General features: G+C 34.9%; 22 protein-coding genes. 4 read left to right on the forward strand and 18 right to left on the reverse strand.

The features are described from left to right. Positions 1–13: 13 nt before the first annotated feature. The 13 genes from M2373_RS12385 to M2373_RS12445 all read right to left on the reverse strand — a co-directional run bounded on the left by M2373_RS12385 (position 14) and on the right by M2373_RS12445 (position 10,783). Entirely contained in the window at positions 14–1,627 is a 1,614-nt protein-coding gene (locus tag M2373_RS12385; RefSeq protein ID WP_259111134.1) for a Na+/H+ antiporter, read from the reverse strand. Positions 1,628–1,747: 120 nt separating this feature from the next. Further along, positions 1,748–2,752, reverse strand: a complete 1,005-nt coding sequence (locus M2373_RS12390; protein ID WP_259111136.1) for a bestrophin family protein — start codon at positions 2,750–2,752, stop codon at positions 1,748–1,750. Positions 2,753–2,821: 69 nt separating this feature from the next. Continuing rightward, the gene (locus tag M2373_RS12395) at positions 2,822–3,496 is read right to left on the reverse strand and encodes a DUF2490 domain-containing protein (RefSeq protein WP_259111138.1); all 675 of its coding nucleotides are present in this window, start codon (positions 3,494–3,496) and stop codon (positions 2,822–2,824) included. 166 nt (positions 3,497–3,662) lie between these two features. Continuing rightward, positions 3,663–4,058, reverse strand: coding sequence for a DUF1398 domain-containing protein (locus M2373_RS12400; protein WP_259111140.1), 396 nt, complete (start codon positions 4,056–4,058; stop codon positions 3,663–3,665). A gap of 156 nt (positions 4,059–4,214) precedes the next feature. Beyond that, positions 4,215–4,664, reverse strand: a complete 450-nt coding sequence (locus M2373_RS12405; RefSeq protein ID WP_259111142.1) for a VOC family protein — start codon at positions 4,662–4,664, stop codon at positions 4,215–4,217. Positions 4,665–4,738: 74 nt separating this feature from the next. Continuing rightward, a complete protein-coding gene (locus M2373_RS12410) occupies positions 4,739–5,281 on the reverse strand; it encodes an SRPBCC family protein (RefSeq protein ID WP_259111144.1) in 543 nt (180 codons plus the stop codon). 18 nt (positions 5,282–5,299) lie between these two features. After that, complete coding sequence (locus tag M2373_RS12415; RefSeq protein ID WP_259111146.1) at positions 5,300–5,671, reverse strand: VOC family protein; 372 nt, start codon at positions 5,669–5,671, stop codon at positions 5,300–5,302. A 1-nt stretch (position 5,672) separates the two neighbouring features. Next, positions 5,673–6,071, reverse strand: coding sequence for a hypothetical protein (locus tag M2373_RS12420; protein ID WP_259111148.1), 399 nt, complete (start codon positions 6,069–6,071; stop codon positions 5,673–5,675). A gap of 2 nt (positions 6,072–6,073) precedes the next feature. After that, positions 6,074–6,544: a hypothetical protein gene (locus M2373_RS12425; protein WP_259111150.1), complete on the reverse strand. Its 471-nt coding sequence runs from the start codon at positions 6,542–6,544 to the stop codon at positions 6,074–6,076. A 13-nt stretch (positions 6,545–6,557) separates the two neighbouring features. Continuing rightward, a complete protein-coding gene (locus M2373_RS12430; protein ID WP_259111152.1) occupies positions 6,558–7,013 on the reverse strand; it encodes a DinB family protein in 456 nt (151 codons plus the stop codon). Between the two features lie 185 nt (positions 7,014–7,198). Further along, complete coding sequence (locus M2373_RS12435; protein ID WP_259111154.1) at positions 7,199–8,398, reverse strand: ABC transporter permease; 1,200 nt, start codon at positions 8,396–8,398, stop codon at positions 7,199–7,201. Positions 8,399–8,400: 2 nt separating this feature from the next. Beyond that, the gene (locus M2373_RS12440) at positions 8,401–9,357 is read right to left on the reverse strand and encodes an HlyD family secretion protein (RefSeq protein ID WP_259111156.1); all 957 of its coding nucleotides are present in this window, start codon (positions 9,355–9,357) and stop codon (positions 8,401–8,403) included. A gap of 10 nt (positions 9,358–9,367) precedes the next feature. After that, positions 9,368–10,783: a TolC family protein gene (locus tag M2373_RS12445; protein WP_259111158.1), complete on the reverse strand. Its 1,416-nt coding sequence runs from the start codon at positions 10,781–10,783 to the stop codon at positions 9,368–9,370. A gap of 304 nt (positions 10,784–11,087) precedes the next feature. On the opposite strand from M2373_RS12445, the gene M2373_RS12450 reads away from it, so the two are divergent. Then, complete coding sequence (locus tag M2373_RS12450; protein ID WP_259111160.1) at positions 11,088–12,368, forward strand: hypothetical protein; 1,281 nt, start codon at positions 11,088–11,090, stop codon at positions 12,366–12,368. Between the two features lie 54 nt (positions 12,369–12,422). Here the strand turns inward: M2373_RS12450 and eco are convergent, their stop codons facing one another. Next, a complete protein-coding gene (gene eco, locus M2373_RS12455) occupies positions 12,423–12,911 on the reverse strand; it encodes a serine protease inhibitor ecotin (RefSeq protein ID WP_259111162.1) in 489 nt (162 codons plus the stop codon). Positions 12,912–12,952: 41 nt separating this feature from the next. Continuing rightward, complete coding sequence (locus M2373_RS12460) at positions 12,953–18,871, reverse strand: alpha-2-macroglobulin (protein WP_259111164.1); 5,919 nt, start codon at positions 18,869–18,871, stop codon at positions 12,953–12,955. Positions 18,872–18,889: 18 nt separating this feature from the next. On the opposite strand from M2373_RS12460, the gene M2373_RS12465 reads away from it, so the two are divergent. From M2373_RS12465 to M2373_RS12475, 3 genes are read left to right on the forward strand one after another with little or no spacing between them, the layout of a single operon-like run. After that, entirely contained in the window at positions 18,890–19,651 is a 762-nt protein-coding gene (locus M2373_RS12465) for a hypothetical protein (RefSeq protein ID WP_259111167.1), read from the forward strand. Next, a complete protein-coding gene (gene recF / locus M2373_RS12470) occupies positions 19,648–20,751 on the forward strand; it encodes a DNA replication/repair protein RecF (RefSeq protein WP_259111169.1) in 1,104 nt (367 codons plus the stop codon). Before M2373_RS12465 ends, recF begins: the two co-directional genes overlap by 4 nt. 1 nt (position 20,752) lies before the next feature. Beyond that, the gene (locus M2373_RS12475) at positions 20,753–21,049 is read left to right on the forward strand and encodes a hypothetical protein (protein WP_259111171.1); all 297 of its coding nucleotides are present in this window, start codon (positions 20,753–20,755) and stop codon (positions 21,047–21,049) included. A gap of 93 nt (positions 21,050–21,142) precedes the next feature. Here the strand turns inward: M2373_RS12475 and M2373_RS12480 are convergent, their stop codons facing one another. The 3 genes from M2373_RS12480 to M2373_RS12490 are packed head-to-tail and all read right to left on the reverse strand — an operon-like array spanning position 21,143 to position 24,923. Then, complete coding sequence (locus M2373_RS12480; protein ID WP_259111174.1) at positions 21,143–23,173, reverse strand: site-specific recombinase; 2,031 nt, start codon at positions 23,171–23,173, stop codon at positions 21,143–21,145. Positions 23,174–23,186: 13 nt separating this feature from the next. Beyond that, positions 23,187–23,831, reverse strand: a complete 645-nt coding sequence (gene mtgA / locus M2373_RS12485) for a monofunctional biosynthetic peptidoglycan transglycosylase (protein WP_259111177.1) — start codon at positions 23,829–23,831, stop codon at positions 23,187–23,189. Positions 23,832–23,876: 45 nt separating this feature from the next. Then, entirely contained in the window at positions 23,877–24,923 is a 1,047-nt protein-coding gene (locus M2373_RS12490; protein WP_259111179.1) for an ABC transporter substrate-binding protein, read from the reverse strand. Between the last annotated feature and the right edge of the window lie 4 nt (positions 24,924–24,927).

The following is a 24,927-nucleotide window of genomic DNA, read 5'->3' on the forward strand; positions in this document are numbered from 1 at the left end:
GGTTTATGGTTCATTAGCTATGTGAAAACCCTGTAATTTTAGCCTCATCAAAATCCAGCTGCATTTCGATCGTTCTCATGACATGATCATCAAATATTTTCTCACGTTTTAAACGGTGAAGTTCATTTCTCTGGGCCTGAATTACCTGTCTCAAAACATCTTTATTTTCATTCATTGCAGAAACATAATCTCCTGTAGAAGCCATACACTGGGCTTTATCAGCCATCATCATCATTTCGTTCTCAAGTTTATGCTTTTGGTGTTTTACCAGACTGTTTTTCTCTGCCAGTTCTGAAAAATCATTATCTAATTTATGCAAAGCAGTTTCTTTTAATTTTCTCATTAAAATAACTTCCTGTTTCTCTTCAGGCAGCTCGCTTCCGGCATCATTTATTTTTAATATTTTAAGAATCGGTGTTAATAACAGCCCCTGTCCGACCAAAGTGATTAAAATAATGACAAAAGTTACAAATAAAATAATATTACGATGCGGAAATGCCTCTCCGTTTGGTAAGAATGCCGGAATAGACAGCGCTGCCGCCAAAGATACCACGCCACGCATGGCTGCAAAACTGATGATAAACGGTTCCCGCCAATCTGGTTTTGGAGCTTTTAACCTTAATTCTTTGGAGCATAATCGTGGAAAATACATTAAAGCATAGCTGTATAAAATTCTTGTCAGAATAATAGCTCCGCCAATTACAATGCTGTAAAAAATACCTTCTGAGATAGTATAATCTTTCATCGCTGCTACGACAACCGGCAATTCAAGACCGATAAGGATAAAAATAATCGTATTCATCAGAAAAATAAGTACACTCCATACATTACCCGACTGAATTCTTGAGGTGTGGCTCAGATAGCAATGTGAATTGTACGACATCAACAAGCCTCCGGCAACCACGGCCAACACGCCGGAAAAATGAAAATGTTCTGCCCCGACATACATGATGTAAGGAACAATCAGGGTTATAATGGTATCGATATTTGAATTTGATGGAATTTTTCTCAACAGGGCTCCAAACAAAAATCCGGTTCCCACTCCTACTGCTATTCCGCCAATGGCCATTATAAAGAAATCCTGAACGGCTTCTCTAAAAATAAACTGTCCCGAAATCACTGCGGCCAGGGCAAATTTAAAGACAATTAAACTTGATGCATCATTAATGAGACTTTCACCTTCAAGGATACTTGTTATTTTTTTAGGAATCTTCATATGCTTTAACACCGAAGTTGCTGCCACAGCATCCGGAGGAGAGTTTACGCCGCCCAATAAGAATCCCATTGCAACGGTAAGTCCCGGAATTATAGATGATGAAAGATATGCTACAACAATTGACGTCAGAAATACCAATCCGAAAGCCATTGAAAAGATCTGTTTTCTCCATTTATGGAAATCCTGCCATGAAGTAAACCAAGCCGCCTCAAAAAGGATCGGCGGAAGGAAAATCAGGAAGACCAAATCCGGTTCTATTTCAATATGGGGCATTCCCGGAACAAGGCTTATTAATAATCCTGCAATAACCAGGAAAATGGGATAGGCCACTTTCAGTTTCTGCCCTATCATTACCAATATCATCACAGACAATAACACCGCGATTGATATTATGACATAAGTGTGAATCATATATTTATAATTTTTTATTTAAAGTTAATTTTTGTTTTTCTTACCTCTCACAAATGATCATTAATGATAAAATCAGTATGCTCTGCTTACTCTGCAAAAGGTCTTTTATTTTAGCTCATTTTAAAGGACGATATTATTTTTGGGAACAATAGCCGGCGGAAGATCACTTTCATCCAGCATATCTCTCATATCAATCTCAATGGTTCTGCTGATCTGAGTAATCGGCACATCATTGGGACTCCCTTCAAAAGGGTTCACTGAAGCCTCGCCTACACTGTCCAAGGTATGAAAACACCACGTTACAAGAAGAGAAAACGGAATATTAAACCACAAAGTAAAATCTTCGAAGAAAGTTCCGTCGCCCAATTTATCAAACTCTTTCAACAGCCCGAACGGCACAAAAACAATAAACAGGAGTAAAAGATAGGTGGTAATAGAAGAGAAATTTCTTGGATACGGAAAATTTTTAATTCTCTCTGCCTTACCCTGATTATCTGTAAATTTCACCAGCTGCTGATTGATCTGAGTCCATTGAAAGTCATTAATTTCCCCTTCTGCATAAGCTTCAGATAATATTTTGCTTTGGCTTGCCATCAATTGGGTCGCTCTGTTTTTTTTACCTAAAATATATTCAAGCTCCGTTTCTGTGAGATATTTTTTCAGTTCATTATCCAATGTGGTAAGTCTTTCGGGAATATCATACTTTTTCGCATATTCATCATATTGTGCCGTCATCATATTTTCCCACGCCCGAGGATCACGAAGCTGAAAACGGAGTGCCGTCAACCAGGCATAATGACGCAGAAACATCTCTTTTACTTTATTCGGATTCTTTGCCGAAAGAGCATCGCGGAGAATATATCCGAAACTTCTACTGTCATTGATGATGGCTCCATAAATCTGGCGAGCTTCCCAAAGGCGGCTGTAGCTTGCATTGTTTTTAAAACCCACAATAAAAGCAACCGCCGTTCCCATAATAGCAATCGGCTGCCACGGAAATGATAGAAATGTACATCCTAAAAAATATAATATCGTAGGAACAGCCGATAAAATGGCTAAACATACAATGCTTCTCTTCGTCCAGACAATGAACTCCCGGGCACTAAATCTTTTTCCTGAATGCATAAGTGTCGGTTATTTTTAGTTTTTAATTAGTTTTATATATTGAAGACTTAACACTCAGCAAAACTCTTTTTAGTTTTTCGTAAATGGAATATTATTGTAAAAGCCAATTTGTATTTGTCCTCTGTTTTTATTTTCCTGAATCTGATTCATATAACCTGCCTCAATCTTCATATTTTTATTGATTACATATCCTAAAGCCCCATAGACCCTGTTTCTGTCGAAAGTCGGACTGTTTAAATGAAGAAAAATCTCATTATAGGCAGATAAATAAAATGTTTTCGGAAGCATTTCTTTATTGGTAATAGGAATATTCACTCCTAAATAATAACGGAACCTCATCCTGAAATCATCCTGTAAAAAACGTTCTTCCAATCGGTAACGGTGCTGAAGATTAAAACGTCCGAACTTTTGCTTTGTAATAAACTGCTGGAAAATTCTATGTTCTATATTTTCTGTTTTTTCACCATTTACGTAAGGCTGACTTAAAATAAAGCCATATCCAAGCAAAACATTGTTATTATTTTCCGTTAAGTCATATCCAATACCTGTACGGATCAAAAGCTGTTCTAAGTCTCCGACGGCATCAAAATTACGGTATTGAATTTCATTATGGAAATTAAATTTCTTACTGATTTTATTATTTCCAAAATACATATACCAAGCTCCCAAATCATTTTTTTGTGCGAATGAGAACGTAGCTCCCAAACTAAAAACAAACATGGCCAGTGACTTTAAAATCTTCATATTTCTTTAATTTTTTAACTTATAATTTTAAATAACTTTCGAAAAGACATTAATTTTAATTATTATTATCTATCATAATTTAAAAAGTGATTTCGATTATCAATAATAAGTAAAAAAAAGATGGTATGAAAATAATTTTTATCAGGTCTTCAAAATGATTATATTTCTAAAGAAAAGGTACTTTTTCTATGAGAATTTCATTTCCTGATCTGTCAAAATATAAGCACGTCATTTCATTTAAATCCATTTTCCAGCCTTCTACTCCATTATCGGCACAATCGTTACAAAAAGTCATATAATCTGTACCGCCTTGCTGATGAAGTTTCAGCCTTGCCATGAAATTGCCCAGGTTTATATTTTCCGAAATCGTTAAATGATCATATTTTGCTCCGGTAGAACCCGATTTATTTTCTGCATCAAAATATTCAGTATTCCCATCTTTCACATGGGCGACATAGTGAGAAACTCCAAGGTTTTTAATAGCCTGAATATATTTAGGAAAATCAGCCCCGCTTTTTACTTTTTGATGTTCTGCTTTAATTTGATCAATACTAAATTTCATCTCTGTTTTATTTTTTAATCTGATTTAATTTAAATTTTGCCTTGACTACTTATCCAAATTTAAAAATTTTTGGAATGCAAATGTATTGTAAAATAAAAACCGGCAATATCTTTTGCCGGTTTGTTTTAACGATATTTCGAATACAAAATATTAATATTAAGAATATTGCTGCATTTTTGCAGGGTCATCATAGTTGACCATCCAATTAATCCCGAATTTATCGGTAAACATTCCGAAATAAGCACCCCAGAACGTATCTGCCATTGGCATAGTCACCTGTCCGCCATCCGAAAGACCGTTGAATAACTGATCTGCCTCCTCTTTAGACTCTGCATTGATTGAGATTGAGAAATTATTTCCGGTTTTCAGTTGAGAAACCCAGTCGCAACCGGCATCGCTCCCCATTAAAGTGGTTTCTTTAGAAATAGGAAGAGAAACATGCATAATTTTATTTTTGTCTTCTTCTTTAGCTTCCTGGCCTTCCATTGGAGGCATTTCCCCGAAAGTTCCGATGTATTGATATTCGCCTCCGAATACGGATTTATAAAAATCAAATGCTTCCTTACAATTCCCGTTGAATGTTAAATAAACGTTTACTGATGCCATAATGTGTTTCTTTTTTATTAGTATAATTTAGTTTTAATCTGTTAAAGGTTGGGTTAAAAGTTACTTTACAAGCATTACTTTTCTGATAAATCTTTCAGTCTGGTAAGTCCCTCCTGATAATCTTTCCCGATGGCATCTTCCATATTCATCACTAACTTCATTATGGTAAAAGGATAAGGAATTTTAGACGTAAATCCCCAGGTTGCTTTTGTGCCGTTTCCTTCCGGAGTTAATGTCACGTAAGCATGAGCTTCACTTTTATAAGGTGTTAAAAAAACGATATCTGTATCAATTCTTTTGTGGTCAGCATCTACTTTTTTAACTTCCTGACAGCCTTGTCCGGCTTCTTTTTTTGTACTGCTCCAGCATACCTTTTCACCAGGCTGCCCCGTTGTTCCGGTCCAGTCTTTTTTCATTCCGGGATCGAGATCATTCCAGGAACTCCATTGGTCCATGGCTTTCAGTGTATTGGTATTTTGCCATACTTTATCGATGGGAGCATTGATAGATATTGATTTCTCATATTTGCAGTCTCCAGAAATCAAGGCTGCGGCAACCATCCATAAAATAAGGATAGAAGCAAGTACGATAATAATTCTTTTTAATATTTTTTTCATCTTTGAACGTTTTTAAATTTATCTGTGTTGATCTATAAGAATCATATTTCCGTCAGGATCTTTAAGGTATATATGGGCAGGACCTGAAGTCGTTTCATCAGTTTCTTTATCGATTTCCACCCCTTGATTTTTTAAATGCTTCTGAATATCACGAACATCATCAAAAGATTCAAGGTTTTGGGCATTCTGATCCCAGCCAGGGTTGAAAGTAAGCATATTCCCATCAAACATCGCCTGAAAAAGACCAATCAAATGATCTCCGTTTTTCATAATAAGATAGTTATGTTCTATACTTCCAGCCATCTGAACGAAACCTAATTTTTCGTAAAAATCCTTTGATTTTTGTAGATCTTTGACACTTAAACTGATTGAAAATGCTCCTAGTTTCATATTATTTTTTATTTAAAGCTAATTTATATCCCACTAAAACCAGTCCCCAAACTGCGATTCCTAAAATCCAGAACCAGATTGGAGTAGGCAGAATATACATCATATAAATTCCCTGCAGCAAGAAAATGGCTCCGCAAATAACGGCATATATTTTCTTTCCGTCACCGGCGATTTTTGTAGAAGAAAAACCTGCTATAAAAGCTCCGACAGCATACCCTATAATCACAAACATCAGCGCCATAAGAGGTGCCGTTTCAACATATTGTTTTAAAGCCTCCATATCATCGGCTTTCATCCCTTCAGGTCTCGGAAACAGATAATGTCCCAATTTTTCAATGGCAGAAATGCACAGTACTCCAAAGAAAAGTCCCGCAGGCACCGCTAAAATTTTTCTGAGCATAATTATTGGTTTTTCAGGCGCGTTTTGAAATCCAGTGTATGATCATAGCTCTTCCAGTCACCAATGAGTTCAATATATTGAGCTTCTACTTTTTCAGACGTCTTATTCCATTTGAAAGTATAGATAAATTTACCTTTGAAAACTCCGGAATGCTTCCCTTTACTTTCTTCAGCAAATTCATATTCACCATATACACTGCCTCTTTTCTTAGCATCTTTATATTTGGTGATTTTTAATTTACCTTCAAATTTGGTATAATTTTTATCGACCAGTGAATATCCTGAAACAAAATATTCCTGATCATTTTTTTTGTCCTGCTCGGAGATGTTGATCTTTAGTTTGATCTCCTGTTTGTTATTTCCGATGGTCCCTGTGTAAGGCTTACTTTCATTCAGCCAGACATTAGATATGTTGGGCATCTGGGCAAAAATGAAATTGGAAACAAGAATAAAGAATAATAAAATTTTTTTCATAGATGTTGTTATTTTAAACTCCGAATTGAGCCAAATGGTGATTTAAATGTTTTGCAAACATATTATTCCACTCATCAGCTTTTAATTTTCCGAACGAGAAAGACTCTTTATCATCAAAAGCCGAAGCGCCCAATTGTTGTGTTTTTTGGATAAACCCGATCAGTCTTTTCTTTTCATCATCAAAGCTTTTTCTTCCTGAGATCAGAAACTGCGGTGCTGTAGGAGAATCTCTGGGATAAGCTTTTTCTCCTACCACTTTAGGCTTTACAAAAGTCTTCAGAATAAATTTAGCAATAGCACCCGGTTTTTTATGTTTTTCAGGCTCGTATACCATTTCATAAGTAATACAACAGTGTGCCAACATCTGGTCAACTGTCATTTTCCCCCACAGACCGTGGGTGTCTTCCACCAGCTTATTTATTCTATCAATGTAATTCTGAGCATCTTTTGCATCAAAAACGTTTTCCATAGTTGTTTAATTGTTAAAAAACAAATATATCAGTTTTTCTTATCATTTTCCACTCTTTTTTTCAAAGAAGTTAAGCAACTACTTTATAATCAGTTATCCATTAATAACAATAAATTTAAAGTTAAAAATAAATGAATGATCAATCAGTGCTTTAGTAAAAATAATATTTTGATGTTTAGTGTAAATTAATCATCTGTTTCAGGTAAATCGGGTATGGTTTCAGGTTTGACATAACGGAACATCAACCACATTTTAATTTTTAAAGCAATCCATCCTAAAACAGCATATACAATCAATAAAATTCCCAAATGTTTCAGATAGGGAAAAGTAAGTTCTACGGAACCTTTTTGAATGAGTAAGATTTTAAACGCCTGTAAAAATGGAGTCAGCGGAATAATATTCGCGATAAACTGTACAAAGGCCGGCATCGCATTCAGAGGCCATGTGAAACCACTGATGATAAATGCAGGAGAAGCAATAACCATCAATATCTGAGTGGCTTTCAAGGCATCAGGAATCAAAATACTGATAAAAACACCTAAAAACGATGCAGAACCTACGAAAACTGCCGTTAATACAATAAAATTGAATATTCCTTCCGGCATCGGGACTTTAAAAATCATGTGCATAAAATAATAAACTCCAACAATCAGAATTGAAAATATCCAGATTGGAATCACCTTGATCAGCATGGTCGGAAACGCCCATCTTTTCATTTTAAAATATTCTTTAATAAATGTCCCGCCCTGAAATTCAGCAGCAAAACTCACAGCCATCGCCAACAGAATCACTTGTTGCAAAACGACGGCCAACATCGCCGGCCACATAAAAATCAGATAATTTCCGGTCGTGTTAAACAGGGTAATATAGTTTGCTTTAAACGGCTCATACTGTGTTGCAGCTCTTGTTGCCGGCATTCCCGCTTTTTGAAGTGCCTTGATTGAAACTCCCGCAGAAAACGTTCCGACTGTCAGCTGCAACGCTTTTGAAGCAAAATTGGCCGTCAGTACATTTCCTGTGTTAATGTAAACATTCAGCTCAGGATATTTTTTCTGAAGAATAAAAGCTTCAAATTTTGAAGGAATGATAACCACCGCTGCCGCTTCATGTTTTATCACTTCATCTTTAATACTGAAAGGCTCCTGCAGATAGCGAATGACTTTAATACTTTTATTATCTTCCAGCATTTCGGTCAGCTGATTCGATAAAGGAGTATTATCTCTGTCGATCACCAGAACAGGTGTATTTTCAACTTTTCCGCTTTTATAAACGAAACCCAGTAAAGTGGCATAGAAAATCGGCGCCAGAAAGAACACTGTTCTTAAAGTCGAATTGCCGATAAACAGCTTGAATTCTCGCTTTAAAAGTCGGAAAAACTCTTTCATAATTATTTTAGCAATACATTTGAATTCACCAGGATATCTTTTGCTTTATTCATATCTTTTGGCTTTACTTTAATCTCATAAATTGCATCCTGAAGCTGATAATCCGGATATGCCGTGGTAATATCTGCATACTTAGTCAGCTGTTTAATATACAGAATTGTTCCTTCAATGTTTTCTTTGTTGTAAGGAATCTGCATATTGACGGTCTGCCCTTTTTTATACCTTGAAATCTGACTTTCAGGAACTGTAAATCTGAAAAATGTACTGTTGGGAATATATCCGTTGAACAAAGCAAATCCTGCAGTAGCCAATTCTCCCGTATTCAGGCTGATCGTCTCAATTTCCATATCATTGGTGGCAATGATATATCTTTCGGAATAAGCAACATTGGCTTCCTGTAAAGCACCTTTTGCCTGTGAAGCCTGACCGGCGGCCATCTCCACTTTTTCAAAACGGGTTCCTCTTTTTACATCATCCAATTCAGCAATTACTGCGTCATACTGAGCTTTTGCACCCTGCATTTTAGCATAAACTTCATCATAGGCCTGTGGAGACATCAGACTGTCGCGGAACATATTTGAAGCTCTTTTAAATGATTTCTGGGCAAAATCATATTGTTCTTTCAAGCCTTTATATTTGGCCTGAAGCTGCTTCAGCTGATCAGCTGTAGCTCCGTTTTTAGCCATTTGCTCCTGAGCGGTTGCTGCACTTACCGCGCCCTGAGCCTGAGCTATTTTAGCAGAAACTTCGGGAACATCGAGCAATGCCAACGTATCCCCTTTTTTTACCGTCTGTCCTTCTGCAACGTATATTTTTAAGATCCTTCCGGTAACTTTGGGAGCAAAAGAAACGACGTCTTTTTTTGTCTTCCCTTCAGAATCATTCAGTTTTTCATTTTTTTTATCGCAGCTTCCCAATACAAAAAGAAGTACAAATAATAGGGAGATATTTTTTTGCATCATTTTAATTTTAAGGTTGATAAAGTTTAGCAATATCCAATTCCTGAGTAGACCTCATCAGCTCTATTCCTGCTCTTCTTTGATTAAAAATTGCGTTTTGATATTCGAGTTCGGATACTTCAAGATCATTTTCGGCATCTATCAGCTGGGAAGACTTGCTCATTCCGTATCTGAATTCTTTTTCAGCCTGAACCAAAGCATTTTTCGCCAGTTCTTTTTCTTTTGCTTTTAATGTAATCTGAGCACTGGCAATATTATAATTGGTTTGGTTGTTGGCTAAATTTAAAGTCAGTTTCTTCAAAGCATCTTCCTTTTGATTCTGAAGAATTTCTTTTCCTATTTTTGCAGTTTCTTCAGCATGCTTGCCTTCCTTGCCGTCAAAAATCTCCCATTTAAAGCCCACTCCGGCTGTAATCAATGGGAAAATATTGATGTTGGTAGGTCTCCAGTCCAGTCTGGCGCCTTCATATCCAATCAAAGGAATTGCGGGAATGATATTTTCAGAAGTCTTAATTCTGCTTCCGTACAGCCCGATATAATAAGCGGATGCCATTAACTGAACCTTTGGAATCATCCATGTTCTCTCTGCTTTTATTTTGTAATCGGCTGCAACGATGCCATGCTCCAGTGCACGGATTTCTGCTCTCTGATCAATTCCTTTTTCCGGAGATAACAATTCGACAGGCTCCAAAACCGGTTCGATCACTCTCAGTCTTTCTTTATTGATTCCCGTTAAAATATAAAGTTGTGTAAGAAGAAGTTCCTTTTTCCCTTCATATTCCACCACTTTCGCATCTAAAGTAGCCTGAGCCAGTTCTATTTTTTTATGATCGTAAGGTGTTATAAGCCCATAACCAAGTGCTTTATCAGCTGTTTTCCGGTTGATATCCAACCTTTTTTTACTTTCGTCCAATACTTTTTTGGACTGATGAATTAAAGCTAACTGATCATATGCTTTTGAAATATTGGCAACGACCTCATCTTTTGTTTTTTCGAGCAAAATATCTTCTGACATTTTCTTTTCCTCGATTGCTTTTTTCAGATATTTGACTTTTCCTCCGGAATACAGCAACATTTTTGCATCTGTTTTTGCAATTCCTGAAAATCCTGAAACATTTAAATTATTATTAAAAGAACCCTCCGGAATCCTGATAAAAGGTGTGAGATTGATCTCGGGGGATGTAAGCCTGGCGGTTCCGTTAAGATAACCTACCTGTCCGCTGACCTCCAGAGTCGGAAGAAAAATATCCTTTAGTTTATGAGCATCAAGATCTGTAAGTTTGTTTTGTGTTATCTGCATTTTAAGATCCGAATCACGAACCATTGCACTGTCTAAAAGTTCTCTGAAGTCCGGTGCAGATTGAGCCCAACCGAAGACAGGAAGTGCTAAAAAACCAAACGTAAAAATCAATAAATTGTTTTTCATTGTTCATGTTTCTAACAAATATAATACAAAAAATCCTGAAATCCGAGAAGAAAAACCACGAAATGGTGAATTTAAAAAAGGTTTAATATGAGTTTAATCCCAAGCCTTTGCTGATGCTGTTTTCAGCGAAATCGTTTAACCAGTATTTGGGTTTTGTTTTAATGAAAAATTTTACTTTTTTGAAATAAAAAGAAGAAAATAAAACTTTATTGGTCTTATCAGTATTCCTTTAGCAAAGGAAAAAAATGATTCATAAAATAAAATCGTATTAATTATCGTTAAAAAAAATCATAAAACTAAAACCTTGAAAAAAACAGTCCTCTTTTTTCTACTTTTCATCTGTATGTATTCAACAGCTCAAGAAATGGAACCCTGTCAATGCAATCTCTTGAAAAAATATCAAGACAGTATTAAAAACTCTTATTCCAAGCATACATTCAAACCCATTTCAAAGAGAAAAACATTAAAACCACCTTTTAATTTTATCACTGTAAAATACCTAAATAAACATGCTAACTTACATGATATTATAGATTCGGTAAAAATAAAAACTGATATTGCCCGCAGTAGGAAGAAACCTGACAACAGTTTTGAATTTTTTGATGATTATGAAATACATGATTCAATTCAAAAGATTGAGTATTCAAAAAAATATGGTGATATTCCAATACCTCTCATCATTAAAACCGGAGAATTAGGAGGTGTTCAAGCCATATTGTACCGTACAAAATCATTTCGTTCAAGATATTACTTACGTCTTTCAACCGATCATGGAAAAACATGGAGAAACTATTTTACGGGGCTGGAAGAGCGTGATAATTATATATTCAAAAGTAACTCAAAATATCCTTTATGGCTAGATAAAAGTAATATCCAAATAGAAGCAGACATAGTAAGATTAATCAAAAAAGAAACTTTTCCTAGTGGAGAAGCAAAGTATGAAACGTTAAAAAACAACGCTCTTGTAATACTAAATATTAATGATATTATTAAAGATTCAGACCATGATGGGATCAATGATTTAGAAGAAAAATTACTTCTTTTCACTAATCCATATTCAAGTGATACAGATCATGACGGAATTAGCGATTTTGATGACCGAAACCCAAGGTATAAAAGTGTAGATAATGACTTTTCAAAATTAGCACAAGGCATAAGGTATGGTGATTACCCACTTATTGAAAATCACAATCCCCGCATTGATGAATTTATAGTTAATTTAAAAACATTTGAAGAAGATTTTAGGAAACAACAAGAAAATATACAATCCTATTCTTCAGAAAGAGAAAAAAGTTTTTTAGATACATTAGATTTTTTAATTATAGTAACCAATGACGGAAATTTCAGAAAAATTGAACCGTTTGATGAGAAAATAGTTTTCTTAACCTCAAAAGAATATTCGGAATATATAAAATTAAAACCTGATAAATTTCCTTTTTTACATTACAGTAATATTTTTAAATGTGATGACGATAAAAATACTTACATTTTGATTATGGACGGAACTCTAATCGGAGAAACCTATTTTATAAAAAAAATTCTTGAAGGATGGCATATAAAAATTGGCAATCGATGGCAAACCTAAAAACAGAAACTCCCCACAAAATGTGAGGAGCTTCATTATCTATATAGTTTTAATTTATTTCTGTACAGCTTTTTTCATTGCCGTGTCCGGACGCCAAACTCTGTAACGTACTTCCATGTCTTTTGGAATGTAGAATACAAGAGGTAATTTGCTGTTATATCTTACGATTTCCGGTTTTAGTGTGACAAATTGTTTTGTCAATTTTTTATCCGGGCAAGCCATCAGTGTTCCTCCAACTTCACCTTTAGATTCGACATCATAATAATTATATCCCCAACCTTGTAAATCCTGGGTTTTAATATTTCCCATTAAAAAGTGCTTGTTACAATCCAATGATTTCTCTGCCCCTACAAAGAATTCGACTTTTAAATCGTTTTCGTTTTTTGCAATCGGCAACTGAATGTATACCTGCTTATATCCTTCTTTGGCTTTCGGGAACATCTCAATCTGCAATTTCTCAAATTTTTCTGCATTTTTTTGTGCGAAAGCATTTACTCCTACCATCATCACCAATCCTGCCATTAAAGCTTTTGAAAATTTCATAATTTTGTATTTATTTTTTATTAATTCTATAATGCCAAAAATCATTCCAAAATCTGAACATTTGTTCCTTTTGTGTGGGTATTCATCTGCGGCGCATAATAATTCTGCATAGTAGTGATCCCGTTTGAGAACTTCCCGGTAGCATTGGCTATATAATCATATTCAAAAACATATTTCCCTTTCGGCATATATTGAATATAAAAATTTGTGGAGGCATCTTTAGTAGATTGATAATAGCCTAAATTATTTTTCCACTGATAGCCAGAAAGCACATCTACCGGTTCAAATCCGGCTGCCCTCATGTCTTTGATATGAATGAATTCCATCGCACGGTCTGTATTCAAAATCATTCTTACGGTTACTTTATCACCTACTTTCAACGGCGTTTCAGTAGAAATTTTCTGTAATTCTTCGCCATTTACGGTTTTGATTTTTCGGTACAGTTCTTTGGTTATTGAAATGTAATTTTCAGATGATTTTATTTTATCCAGATCCTCATAATATTGCCAGAATAATCCTCCCTGAACAATTCCGGGACCCGGTTTTGTAACGGTCACTGTTGCCAGATTTTTATCTAAAACATCCGATTTTACAGAAGATTTCACATAACCTGTTGCCTGAGTTTCCGGTTTCAGTTCTTTGCCGCCCCAAATAACGGTCGCTTTATCGCTTTCTGCACCAGTCCATGATTTTCCTGAATTCAATATCGTAAAGATCACTTCCGATGTTCCTCTTGAACTTCCCCAGGAATTCACTTCTTTCTGTGTGATCAGCCAGATTTTCATATCTTCGATGAATTTCTGATCGTTTGGCTTTAGTTTGTTAAATACTTCCAGTGCTCCGGCCTGATTCACAACTTTTGAACCAAACCAGCCCCAGTCATCAAGATTTTGTTTCCAATATACGCCCTGAGTTTTGGAGTCTACAGAAGTTTCTTTTAAATAATTCATCAGTTTATCGGAAACCTCTTTTAAGCCATAATTATTCATTAGCAAAGCTATTCTGTGCAATCCGAAGAATGTAAAATCTGTAATTTTTGCTGTTTTTGCTTTTTGTTTTACTAGTGCTTTTAAGGTTGCTCCTTTTCCTTTTAGCGGATATTGTTTTTCCCAGTAATTTCGGGTATCAAGATAATCCAAAGTCCAGTTGTTCCAGACGTTTTCTTTTTTAGCATCCCAGTATTTATTGATTTCGTTGTCAACATATTTTACCAGATTTTCAACCCATTCATCCTCTTCTGAATCCTGATAATCTTTCACATTGCCTTTCAGCCATGAATTGATTTTTCCTAAATTTTTCAGAATGTACAACGATGTTCCATATGAGCTCGGATAACCTTGATACCACGAGAAACCACCATCAGGGTTTTGCAGTTTTCTGAAATCATCCCAATCCTGACTGATGGAATTTTTCATTGAATTTACATCAAACAACAAAGCCAGTTTCTGCATCTGTTCCTGTTCGTTTTTACTCTCTAAAACCCATGGTGTTTCGTCCAGTAACAATTGTTTCAGTTCCTGATTTTTCTCAAGATTTGAATTCAATAATCCTTTATTCTGATATTCTTCAAAAACGGTTTTCATCTTTGGATTAGCCTTGAAAATTTCAGAAGCTAATACATCGGCAAACCATTTATTAAAGATCACATCAGCAGAATTATTCTGATCATTTTTAAGACTTGGAAGAGCAAACATGATCTCCCAAATCGGATTGGTTGTCAGTTCCAGAGTGTTCGATACATTCGAAATGCTCGTTGACGTTGCATTTTTAAGATTTTCAAGCTCGAAAGTCTTCGTTTCACCTTCTTTCACAAAAACCGGAAGCGCATCAGTTACCAGCATTCTATTGGGCAATACCGCAACGGCCTGCTGCTCACCATCTGAATACTGCCCTGCTTTTGCAACGACTTTTAATATAATAGAAGAAACATTATTCGGAACTTTTATTTTCCAGGTCAGCACTGAATTTCCATTTTCGTCTAATGAAAAAGCCTGTTCCTTATTATAACCGGAAACTGCTGTCAGTGAATTCAAACCAAATTTCTCAGAAATATCTTCATTGGTAAAAGCATCCAAAATCTGCAGACCTGCTGAGCCATTGAGCTTTTTGTTTGTCAGGTTTGACAATTTTGACTGAAGATTCAGCTCATCACCTTCTCTCAAAAATCTCGGATAATTAGGCGTTACCGAAAATTCTTTTTGCGTAACCACTTCTTTTTCCAATGTTGCAGCTCTGGCATCTTTTGTATGAGCCAGGAACATCAATTTCCATTTGGTTAATGCTTCCGGTGAGGTGAATTCGAAGCTTACATTTCCTTCCGAATCGGTCTTTAAATCCGGATAGAAAAAAGCTGTTTCGTTGAGGTTTTCACGAACTTTAATTTTACTTAAGTCTTTTTCAGACGGTGGTGGTGTCTCTATTTTAGGAGCTTTAACAGGTTCCGGCACAACATTCTGTATCACTTCAATTTTATCGTCTGCTATGGCAACCTCAGCCTTAGCTCTCATCATTCTTCCTTTTGCTCCTGCAACGGGTGATGGTGGCGGAGCGTAAGCAGGAGCTTTTACTCCTTCCTGATTGACCAGACCTGTTGTTGTCAAAAGTGATTTAGACATCAGATAAATACCCCCATCAAACCAGTCGAAATTGGGAACTGATACATAATACCCTTCCCAATACGGCATTCTTTTCTGATAATATTTTTGAAGAAGATACTGTCTGATATCATAAGAGGTAACTATAGATACAGGAGTAGACAGGCTCTGCCAGTTAAACTTGTTGACCGCAAATTTATCCAGAGACATATCGTACATATTGGCTAAAACCTCTGCACTTATCTTTTCTTTATTGCTTCCCAATACTTTTACCGCCCATTTTTCTTTTGAGTTCGGTTCCAGTTTATCACGGAAGGTTACAGTCTCAATTCTTAAAGGCTCTTCAGTATCTTTTATCTCAAGATTTACAGATTGAGTCTGAACATCATTAAAGCCAACCAACTGAAACTGTATATTTAACGCCTGTACATTTTTATCTTTCGGAATATCTGTAGTATATTCTAAAATTCCGTTTTTAAACTGATGAATTTCAGAAACCGTTTTACCTGAACCATCCTGAACGAAAACATTCAGTGAAGCATCAGGAACTGAAGAATAAGCGTACAATGTAGCCTTCTCACCTCTCGAAAACTCTTTATCGGGTTCTAAAACCGTAAGGAAAGTTTTTTGATTACTTTGTAAAACATTTTTGTTCCAGACGCTGAAATTTTGAGATGTTCTGATGGTGTCTTTGCCTTCAATATTATAGAGCTCAAGCTGGTAATCCCCCGCTTCCAGTTTTCCAAGATCTAGTTTTGTTGACTGTTGAATTTTGTCAAAAATAATTTTCGATTTCCAATTTTTAATATCATCATTTTTATCATAGAAATCATGTGGAAACTTACTGATAAATTCTTCTTTAGAGAATTTCGGAAGGTCCTGAACTTCGGATTTAAAATTACTTCTGAAAATTCTGTCAGGAGTTTCCAATTTTGAAAGTTTTACATGATATGATTTTTTAAGAATCTGCTCGTTGTAATTTTTTGTTTCAACATTTACTTTTACACTTTCGTCAGAGAATGTATTTTTAATATCATCAGCCTGTATATAATGAGAAACTGAGGCAACTTTCAGCTCTGTATCAGCCGTTTGCGTCTCACCATTAATATCTGTTACAGAAGCATTAATTTCATAATTATCAACCTGAATCCCATCCAATTTTTCATCTTTTTTAAGATCCAGATGAATGACAAATTCTCCTTTTTCGTTGGTTTTTGCTTCTCCTAAAATAGAATTTTCATGATCTTCATTCTGTGGATACCATCCGAAATATCTCCAGCGGATATTATGTTTCTTAATTTCATAGGTTACCGTTGTATTACTTAAAGCAACTCCGGAAAACATCATCGCTTTTCCTTTAAGTTCAATAGTCTGTCCGTATTTGTATTCTTCTTTTACAGGATCAAATATCACTTCAAACTTCGGCCTTTTATACTCTTCAATCCTGATATTTTTATATCCTTCATCTTCACCTGTTTTTAATGTAACTGTCCCGTTCAGTTTGCCTTTTGGAAGGATAAAACTACCGTGATAAGAGCCAAATTCATTCGTTGTGAAATTTTGAGAAGACACTTCCTGACCATTGGTATCTGTCAATGTGATTTTTTGTTTCAATCCGGAAACTACAGATTCAGTTTCCTTATCTCTTTGGGTGTTGATTACTTTAAAATAAACGGTTTGCCCAGGTCTGTAAATTGCCCGGTCTGTAAAAATCTGAGCTTTAGATGGTATTTTTTTAGGACGGCTATATTCCGTATTTACATTGTTTCCATACACCTGCATCATCTGGAAATCGTTTGTTTTTGGCTGTCGGATCAGGAACGTTCTGTAATATTCTTTATTTGCAGTCGCCGGAAATTTGAATATTCCTTTCTCGTTTGTTTTTCCGTCTACTTTGCTTAACGTTTTATTGGCAACGAACTCATAAAAAGTCAGATTTTCATTAATAACGGGCTTTCCATTTTCGCTATTCACCAGTTTTAATTCATTTAATAATTGATTTCGATCTGTTTTTGTCTGGTAAATAATTTTGTTTCCGGAAACCATAAAATAAAAATCCTTTTCTGCATCACTGTCTTTTTCACTGACTCCGGTAACAGAGTATTCTGCAAGATACACTCCCGGAGGAAGAGCCTGTATTTCCAAAGAAGTCTTATGAGTACGGTAATCTTTGGGATCATCCAATTTATAGACTTCTTTTTTTACCAGTTTTTTCTTAATCTTATCAAAACTATTGGCATAAGAATTTTGGACGTACTGCAGAAATGATGTTAAATCATCTTTTACCTCATAAATATTGATAGAAAAAGACGACACATTTTTATATTCGGCTACAAAATGAATCGGGCGGTTTCCCTGTGTCTGCTGCTCATATTTGATATTTAAAGAAGGATTAAGAATCTGACTTTCCTTATTTTTAATATTGTCAATGAACGGAGATTTTGGATATTGAGTCTTGGCCTTACTGATCAATTCAAGTGCTTCTTTTTCTTTATTTTTAGAGATCAGCTCTTCTACAATTTCATCTATGATCCATACTTTATAGTCTCCTTCTGCTTCAGACTTTAAAAGCTCCTGAAGTTGTTCCAGCTTATTCTTGCACCGGTTAAATTCACAGTTATCCTGCAATTTTTTATCTGAAAAATATAATTTAGAATTCCCTGTATTCTGAGCAATTAATTCATCATAAACAGCATTGATTTTAATCTGATTTTGTTCAAGCTCATTTTTAGTAAAAAGATCACTGTCTGCCAGGAAAGCTATCTTTTTTGCAGAATACCAATCTTCTAAAGTCGGGAAATAAGAAATATATTCATTATTTGAAAAAGCATCTTTGTATTTTTTTAAAGAAACCTTTTTCATCTCTGCTTTCTGCTGATCAAGGTCCTGATAGTTTTGAATCAGATAATTTTTAAAATCTAATTTGCTCCATGTTTCTATTTCCAAAACATCCTGTGAGTTGATATTTGTACGGCCTCCAATCTCCCAGGAATGTTCGTTATAATAATCTAATAAAAAACCATTCACCAAAACATTAAAGACTAATTTATCTTCACCTTTCAGCTGTTTTTCAACCGTCTGTAATTTTTTGAAAAGTCTGCTGACAGAATCATTCCTGTCATCCTCATCAGTCATGTTCACAATACTGAATTCTGCTTTTAAAGACTGGATAAGCTGTAAAATATTATTGTCTTTCATCGCTTGTTTTTGTATGTCTGAAATTATGGGAAGATTAGATTTATAAGTACCTTTCTGATAATTTACGGCTACTTTTTTCCACTGTTCGTCATAGTATTTCTGAGCAAAAACAGCCGAAAAATTCAGCAGCAAAAGCAAAAGCACAAAAACCTTGTAAAATCTTTTCATATATATTATTTTTGATAAATGAATTTCTTAAAAATACTCAAAAAATCTGTTATAGACAGTCAACTTTACGTATCCTTAATGGGAACTCTTTTTGCAGTATTTTTCATGGAAGAGCAAAACACATTCCGTTTGCCTTCTGTTTTATTGATTTTCATCACTTATTTCAGTGGCTATCTTTACACTAAATATCAAAAGACAAAGCATTTTTTTAAAATTTTAATTTTAAACGCTATTGCAGGTATAATCTGTGCTTTTCTGATTATTATTAATCATAACGAAATCAGGTTGGTAAAATGGTTTATCATTGTGGTTTTAGGATTGCTTTACAACAGTTTTTTCCTTGATGTTTACATTCGGAAAATACCTTTGCTGAAGGTATTTTACGTGGGGCTGGTATGGGCCTTGGTCAATTGCTGGCTTACCCTTCCTGAGTTCAGCTTCCCTATATTTTTAATCAGCTTTTTTTACATAACGGCTTTGGTTTTACCTTTCGATATCCGCGATATGAAAGTAGATACGGTAAAAACTTTTCCTACTATTATCGGAGTTCAGAATACAAAGTATCTGGCTTATTTCATGGTTTTTGTGAGTTGTATTTTAGCCCTATTTTATCTGAAGATCATCTATTCAACAGCATTTTTTATTTCCAGTATCATCACATTTTTATTAATTTATTTCTCTGAAAATAAAAGAAATGACTCATATTTTTCTTTCGGAGTTGAAACCTGTTCTGCACTTCCTTTTTTATTCTTGTTAATATTGAGTATTTTTGACAAATGATTATTAAGAAACTTTCTTTGCTCAATTTCAAGAATCATCCTGAGAAAAAATTCGACTTTTCGCCACAGATCAACTGCTTTGTAGGAAACAATGGTGCAGGAAAAACCAATATTCTGGATGCCCTGCATTATCTTTCGGTTGGAAAGAGCTTTTTAGGAAACACCGATCTTAATAATATCAGGAGTGAAGAAGATTTTTTTGCCATCGAAGCTGAAGTTGAAAACGAAGACGGGGAGGATATTATCAAAATTCTCCAGCCCAAAGAAGCCAAAAAAGTCATTAAAAAAAATGATAAAAGCTACAATAGAATGGCAGATCACATCGGATATTTACCCAGTGTAATGATTTCGCCCTATGATTCAAATCTGATTTCAGATTCTGGGGAAAGCAGGAGAAAGTTTCTGGATTCGATGATTTCACAGACCAATTCTGAGTATCTTTTTGATTTGATTCAGTATCAGAAAATCGTTCAGCAGAGAAATGCTTTATTGAAATATTTCGCTAAAAACAGAACCTGGGACAAAGATTCATTAGAAATTTATGATGATCCAATAACCAGATTCGGAACTAAAATTTTTGAAAAAAGAAAAAAATTCGTTGAACAGTTAAATCCTATTGTACAGAATTTTTACAGTATCATTTCGGGTGGAAAAGAATCTGTTTCGGTGATTTATGAATCTCATTTATTAGAAGGTTTCGACTCTGATCAGCCTGACAAAAAATTTAAAGATCTTTTAAAAGAAAGTCTTGAAAGAGACAGAATGTTAACCTACACTTCCAAAGGAATCCATAAAGATGATCTCCTTTTTGAAATGGACCATGTTCTGATTAAAAAAATAGGCTCTCAGGGTCAACAGAAATCATTTTTAATTTCTTTGAAACTGGCTCAGATGAGTCTTGTAAAAGAATTAACCCATAAAACACCGATTCTTTTATTGGATGACATTTTCGATAAACTGGATGATCACCGTGTTTCACAATTGATAGAGCTTGTCAATCAGGAAAATTTCGGTCAGATTTTCATTACAGATACCCATAAAGAGCGTACAGAAAGCGTTGTGAAAAAGATTAATGAAGAAAGTATAATTTTTGAAATTTAGAATGAAAAGGCAAAAAAAACGCGAATATCAATCCTCAGAACTTGTAAAATCTTTTGCAAGAATTCATGGTTTTGAAGATAAACTCATCGCTTTTGAGATTAAAGACTTTCTGGAAGACTACCTTGACGAAAGTCTTTTCAATGAAATTACAGGTGTGGATTTAAAAGAAAAAATCATCATCATTAAAATCAGTTCTCCACTTTTAAAAAATGATTTTAAAATGCGCAAGAGCTTTTATCTTAAAAAATTCCAGGATAAGTTCGGAGAGGAAAAATTCAGTGATCTTTACATTGTATAAGTTTAATGAAACCAGGAAGTTTGAAGCTGGAATAAGGAAGTTTTTGAAATACAAATCAGAGAGATCATACAATTTTTACTTCATCACTCAACTTTAATGATCTTCGGGTTTTGTAGGAATTCTACTGTTCATCAAATCATCTGCTTTTTTATCTAATCCTGAACTTAATGGAATAAAGAACTTTAGCGGATGTTTGAAAAAGTATTTGAAAATTTCCTTATAAATTTCACTTACCTGCCCAAAATTCATCTTTCTGGATCTGAATGCCAAAAACATAGACAAACTGAAGCTTACTAAAAAGTTGAAAAATCCAATCAGAAAAACCGTTACAAAAGAAATCCAGAAAGTATAGGAATCGACCGTAAAGTCTTTTCCGTAAAGTCCCAGTGCAAAATTTCCGGCTGCAAAGGTGATATGTCGAATATCCAGATCCAAACCGAAGAACAGTCCCACAGGTGCCGTTGCGCCAAGGAAAACTCCAAACCAAAAATTAGAAACAATTCCCGGCCAGTTTTTAGCATAATATTTAGACAATCCTTTTGCGAATTTTTTACCTAAAAATTTTCTGATTGAAAGGTTTTTTGCAATCCTTTCCGGAATTTGATAAAATACAGAATTATTTCCAATATTTCCTGAGATGATGCCTGAAATAAAAAGATAAAAACCAGCAATACTCGCATGAAGAATCGCTTTAGACTTAAATGGATCTAAGTCTTTTAAGAGCTTATCTGACCTGTCTACGGCTAAATTTTGCGAGAAAAAAACATCCAATCCGTAAATAATCGCCAAGGCAATCGGAAAAGATAACAATACGTTCCCGACAAAAGCTATAAACTGACTTCTAAACAGCTTTGAGACCAAATGAGCAAATTCTATATTATTTCTTTTTCCGTTGCTTTCTTCAGACAAGACCTTTGTCATTGTCGCCGCCGTCATAGCCGGTTGCTTCGTTGCCAATGTAAATCCCATCAGGTAGATCATTACAAATCCCATGGCATAATTCATGGAATATAAAAAAGCATGAAAAAAATCACTGCCGGGAGCATACCCATACAGCATTTTCAAAGCACACAAAGCTCCTACGATAATCCCACCACCACTGGCTTTATAGAACATCGTCATATATTCTTTACGGGTAGATGTGATATAATGCGCGCCGGTTTCAGCGGTATGATTGGTGATCAGATGAGAAATTAATCTGGTACTGTCATTAATTAATTCCGCAATATTGTTTTTATGAGACTTATAGCTCAAGATATTAAAAACCAGCTGTTTGGATTTAATCAAAATATCTTCTTCACCGTCAATAACCAGCAATTGTACAATTTCATAAATCCTTTGAGTCTGTTGGCGGATTTTCAGGAGAGACTGATTAATTTTCCCTGAAATGCCATACTTGGAAGAATTTTTAAAGGCTATACTTACAAACTCCTGACATTGCTCAACATAAATTTTGATCTGTTTATATCGGCTGTCTTTAGAATTCAGCAAAAGTCCCGGATTATTTTCAAATTCTTCTGCGAGCCCTTCCAGTTCGTTTTGCAATGCTAAAAAGGGATTGTCAAAATTTCTGTATTCCGGAGCCATTCTTACTACGTCAACCTCCATGGCCATTCCTGTCACACGCCAGGAAAGAATGTTCATTGAAAAGATGAGCTCTTTTTTGACCGTTGCTTTTTTAATAAAATCAGCAGCATCAATCATTCTTAAAAACTCACCGATTTCATTTTCCGGAAGATTATGGAAATATTCAAGATCTTTTTTGGGTCTGAGACTGATATTATCAATTAAGTACCATACCGTTTTTTCATTTTCCACAGGAGGCAGAATCTTATTGAGGACTCTTTTTTTAAACTCGGGAAAAAAAGCATTTTCAGAAAGAATATTAGCCTCTGTTAAAGACAAATTAAACGGTCTTCCCGCAAAAATATGGTGAATGTAATATTTAAAGTTTTCTGTAAAAGAAGGATTACTCCTAAAAAAATTAAGCACATCCGTAAAATCAGCTCTTTTTACGCTTTCCAGAAACTCGGCAAGAGGTTCCAGAGAGAGGGTTTCATTCTTAAAAGAGAAATATTTTTTAAGAACAGATTGAAAGTTTGCGCCGGAATTTAAGAATTTCATTAGTACAAAGATACTATTTCAAACTTACATTCCTCATTTGTCTCATGATCCAGTTATGTTTTTTCGTTAAATAAGGTGACGGATTTTTAGGATCATATTTTTTAGGGTTTGGAAGAATGGCAGCGATCCAGGCTGCTTCGGAAGCCGTAAGATCTTTAGATGATTTTCCAAAATAATACTGCGAAGCTGCTTCAATTCCAAAAACGCCCTGCCCCATTTCTATGGAATTCAGATATCTTTCAAGGATGATATCTTTACTCCATACCTTTTCAATAATGAAAGTATAAACAGCTTCCAATCCTTTTCTGAACCAGCTTCTTCCCTGCCAAAGAAAAATATTTTTTGCTGTTTGCTGAGAAATTGTACTTCCGCCTCTTATTTTTTTCCCCTTTTCATTATGCTTCATTGCTTTTTCAATCGCCGTATAATCGAAACCGTCATGAACAAAGAATTTCTGGTCTTCAGAGGCAATCACTGCTTTTTTTACCTTATCACCCATTTCGTCATAGGAAATATAGTCTCTCTGCAGCCTTCCGTACTCAAAAAGACCTCCAATCTGAGTAATGGTAATGGGAGGATTAAAAAATCTTCCCCAAATGATGAATACTACATTCAGAATGAGAATGATAAAAATAAGTTGTTTAATTTTCTTCCACATATTATTTTCTAAAAAGGAATTACAAAAATAAGCAAATACTCGGATTTATTTTAATTCCTTCATATAAGTCAGCTGATAATCTGGTAAAAGCTCAGGATGAAGGATTTTTATATAATCTTTAAGCACAAGATCTGCTCTTACAATGCCACTTTCAAAAAAATCATTCGCTTTCTGTCTTTCTTTTCCTGAGATTCCATAAATTTTTCCGGTGTTAAAAACATCCAGCTTTGCATAAAAAGGATTGATGTTCAACATATCTTTTTTAGATACATGGTTTCCGGCATTGACCCAATATTGTACACCTTTAGATTTAGCAAAAACCTCTTCAAAGCTCATTGTTACAGCCTTTTCTTCGGTATTATCTTTTAGAATATAATGAGCATTAGCATCAGAGATGAAATTGGCAACAGACGTTTTACCACCCGGAAGATACCATACATCCCCATACATTTCATTGGCTAATACCACAGGTTTTTCTTTTCCCTGTAAAGCCAATTTTTTTAAATTACTGTAGTTTTTTTCAATCTCTTCATATTTTGCGGATGCTTCCGTATCTTTTCCGAAAAGCTTTCCGAAAAGCTTAATATAAGCTGTCTTTTCCATGGGTTTCTGTTCCATGTATTCATCTAAAAACACAACCTGAATTCCATTGTTTTTCAACAACTGATAGGTATTATCAAAACTGGCAATATAGTTTGTAAAAATAGCATCCGGTTTTAAAGATATAATTTTCTCAACATCGTATTTCTGCTCATTCCCGACATTCTGTATAGTCCCGGCCTTAACCAAGCTCTGAATTTTATCCGAATAAATATATTCCGGACTTGAAACCCCCACCACTAAATTTTCGGCTCCCAATTCTGAAATATACCCCGCCATACTTGCGTTTAACAAAATAATTTTCTTAAAAGGAATTTGATTTGACTTAAAATTATAACTAAAATTTCCTGATTTTATCTCTAAAACATTATTCTGATCTTTATAATGTACCAGATTTGATATAGAAATAGAGTTTTCAGGTGAATTTTTTGACTCTCTTTTACAGGAGATTACGCTCAAAAACGCGATTAACAGTAAAAATTTTGGTTTCATCTTT

It is taken from the genome of Chryseobacterium sp. JUb7, from assembly GCF_024806495.1.
In the GTDB taxonomy this organism is placed as follows: Bacteria; Bacteroidota; Bacteroidia; order Flavobacteriales; family Weeksellaceae; genus Chryseobacterium.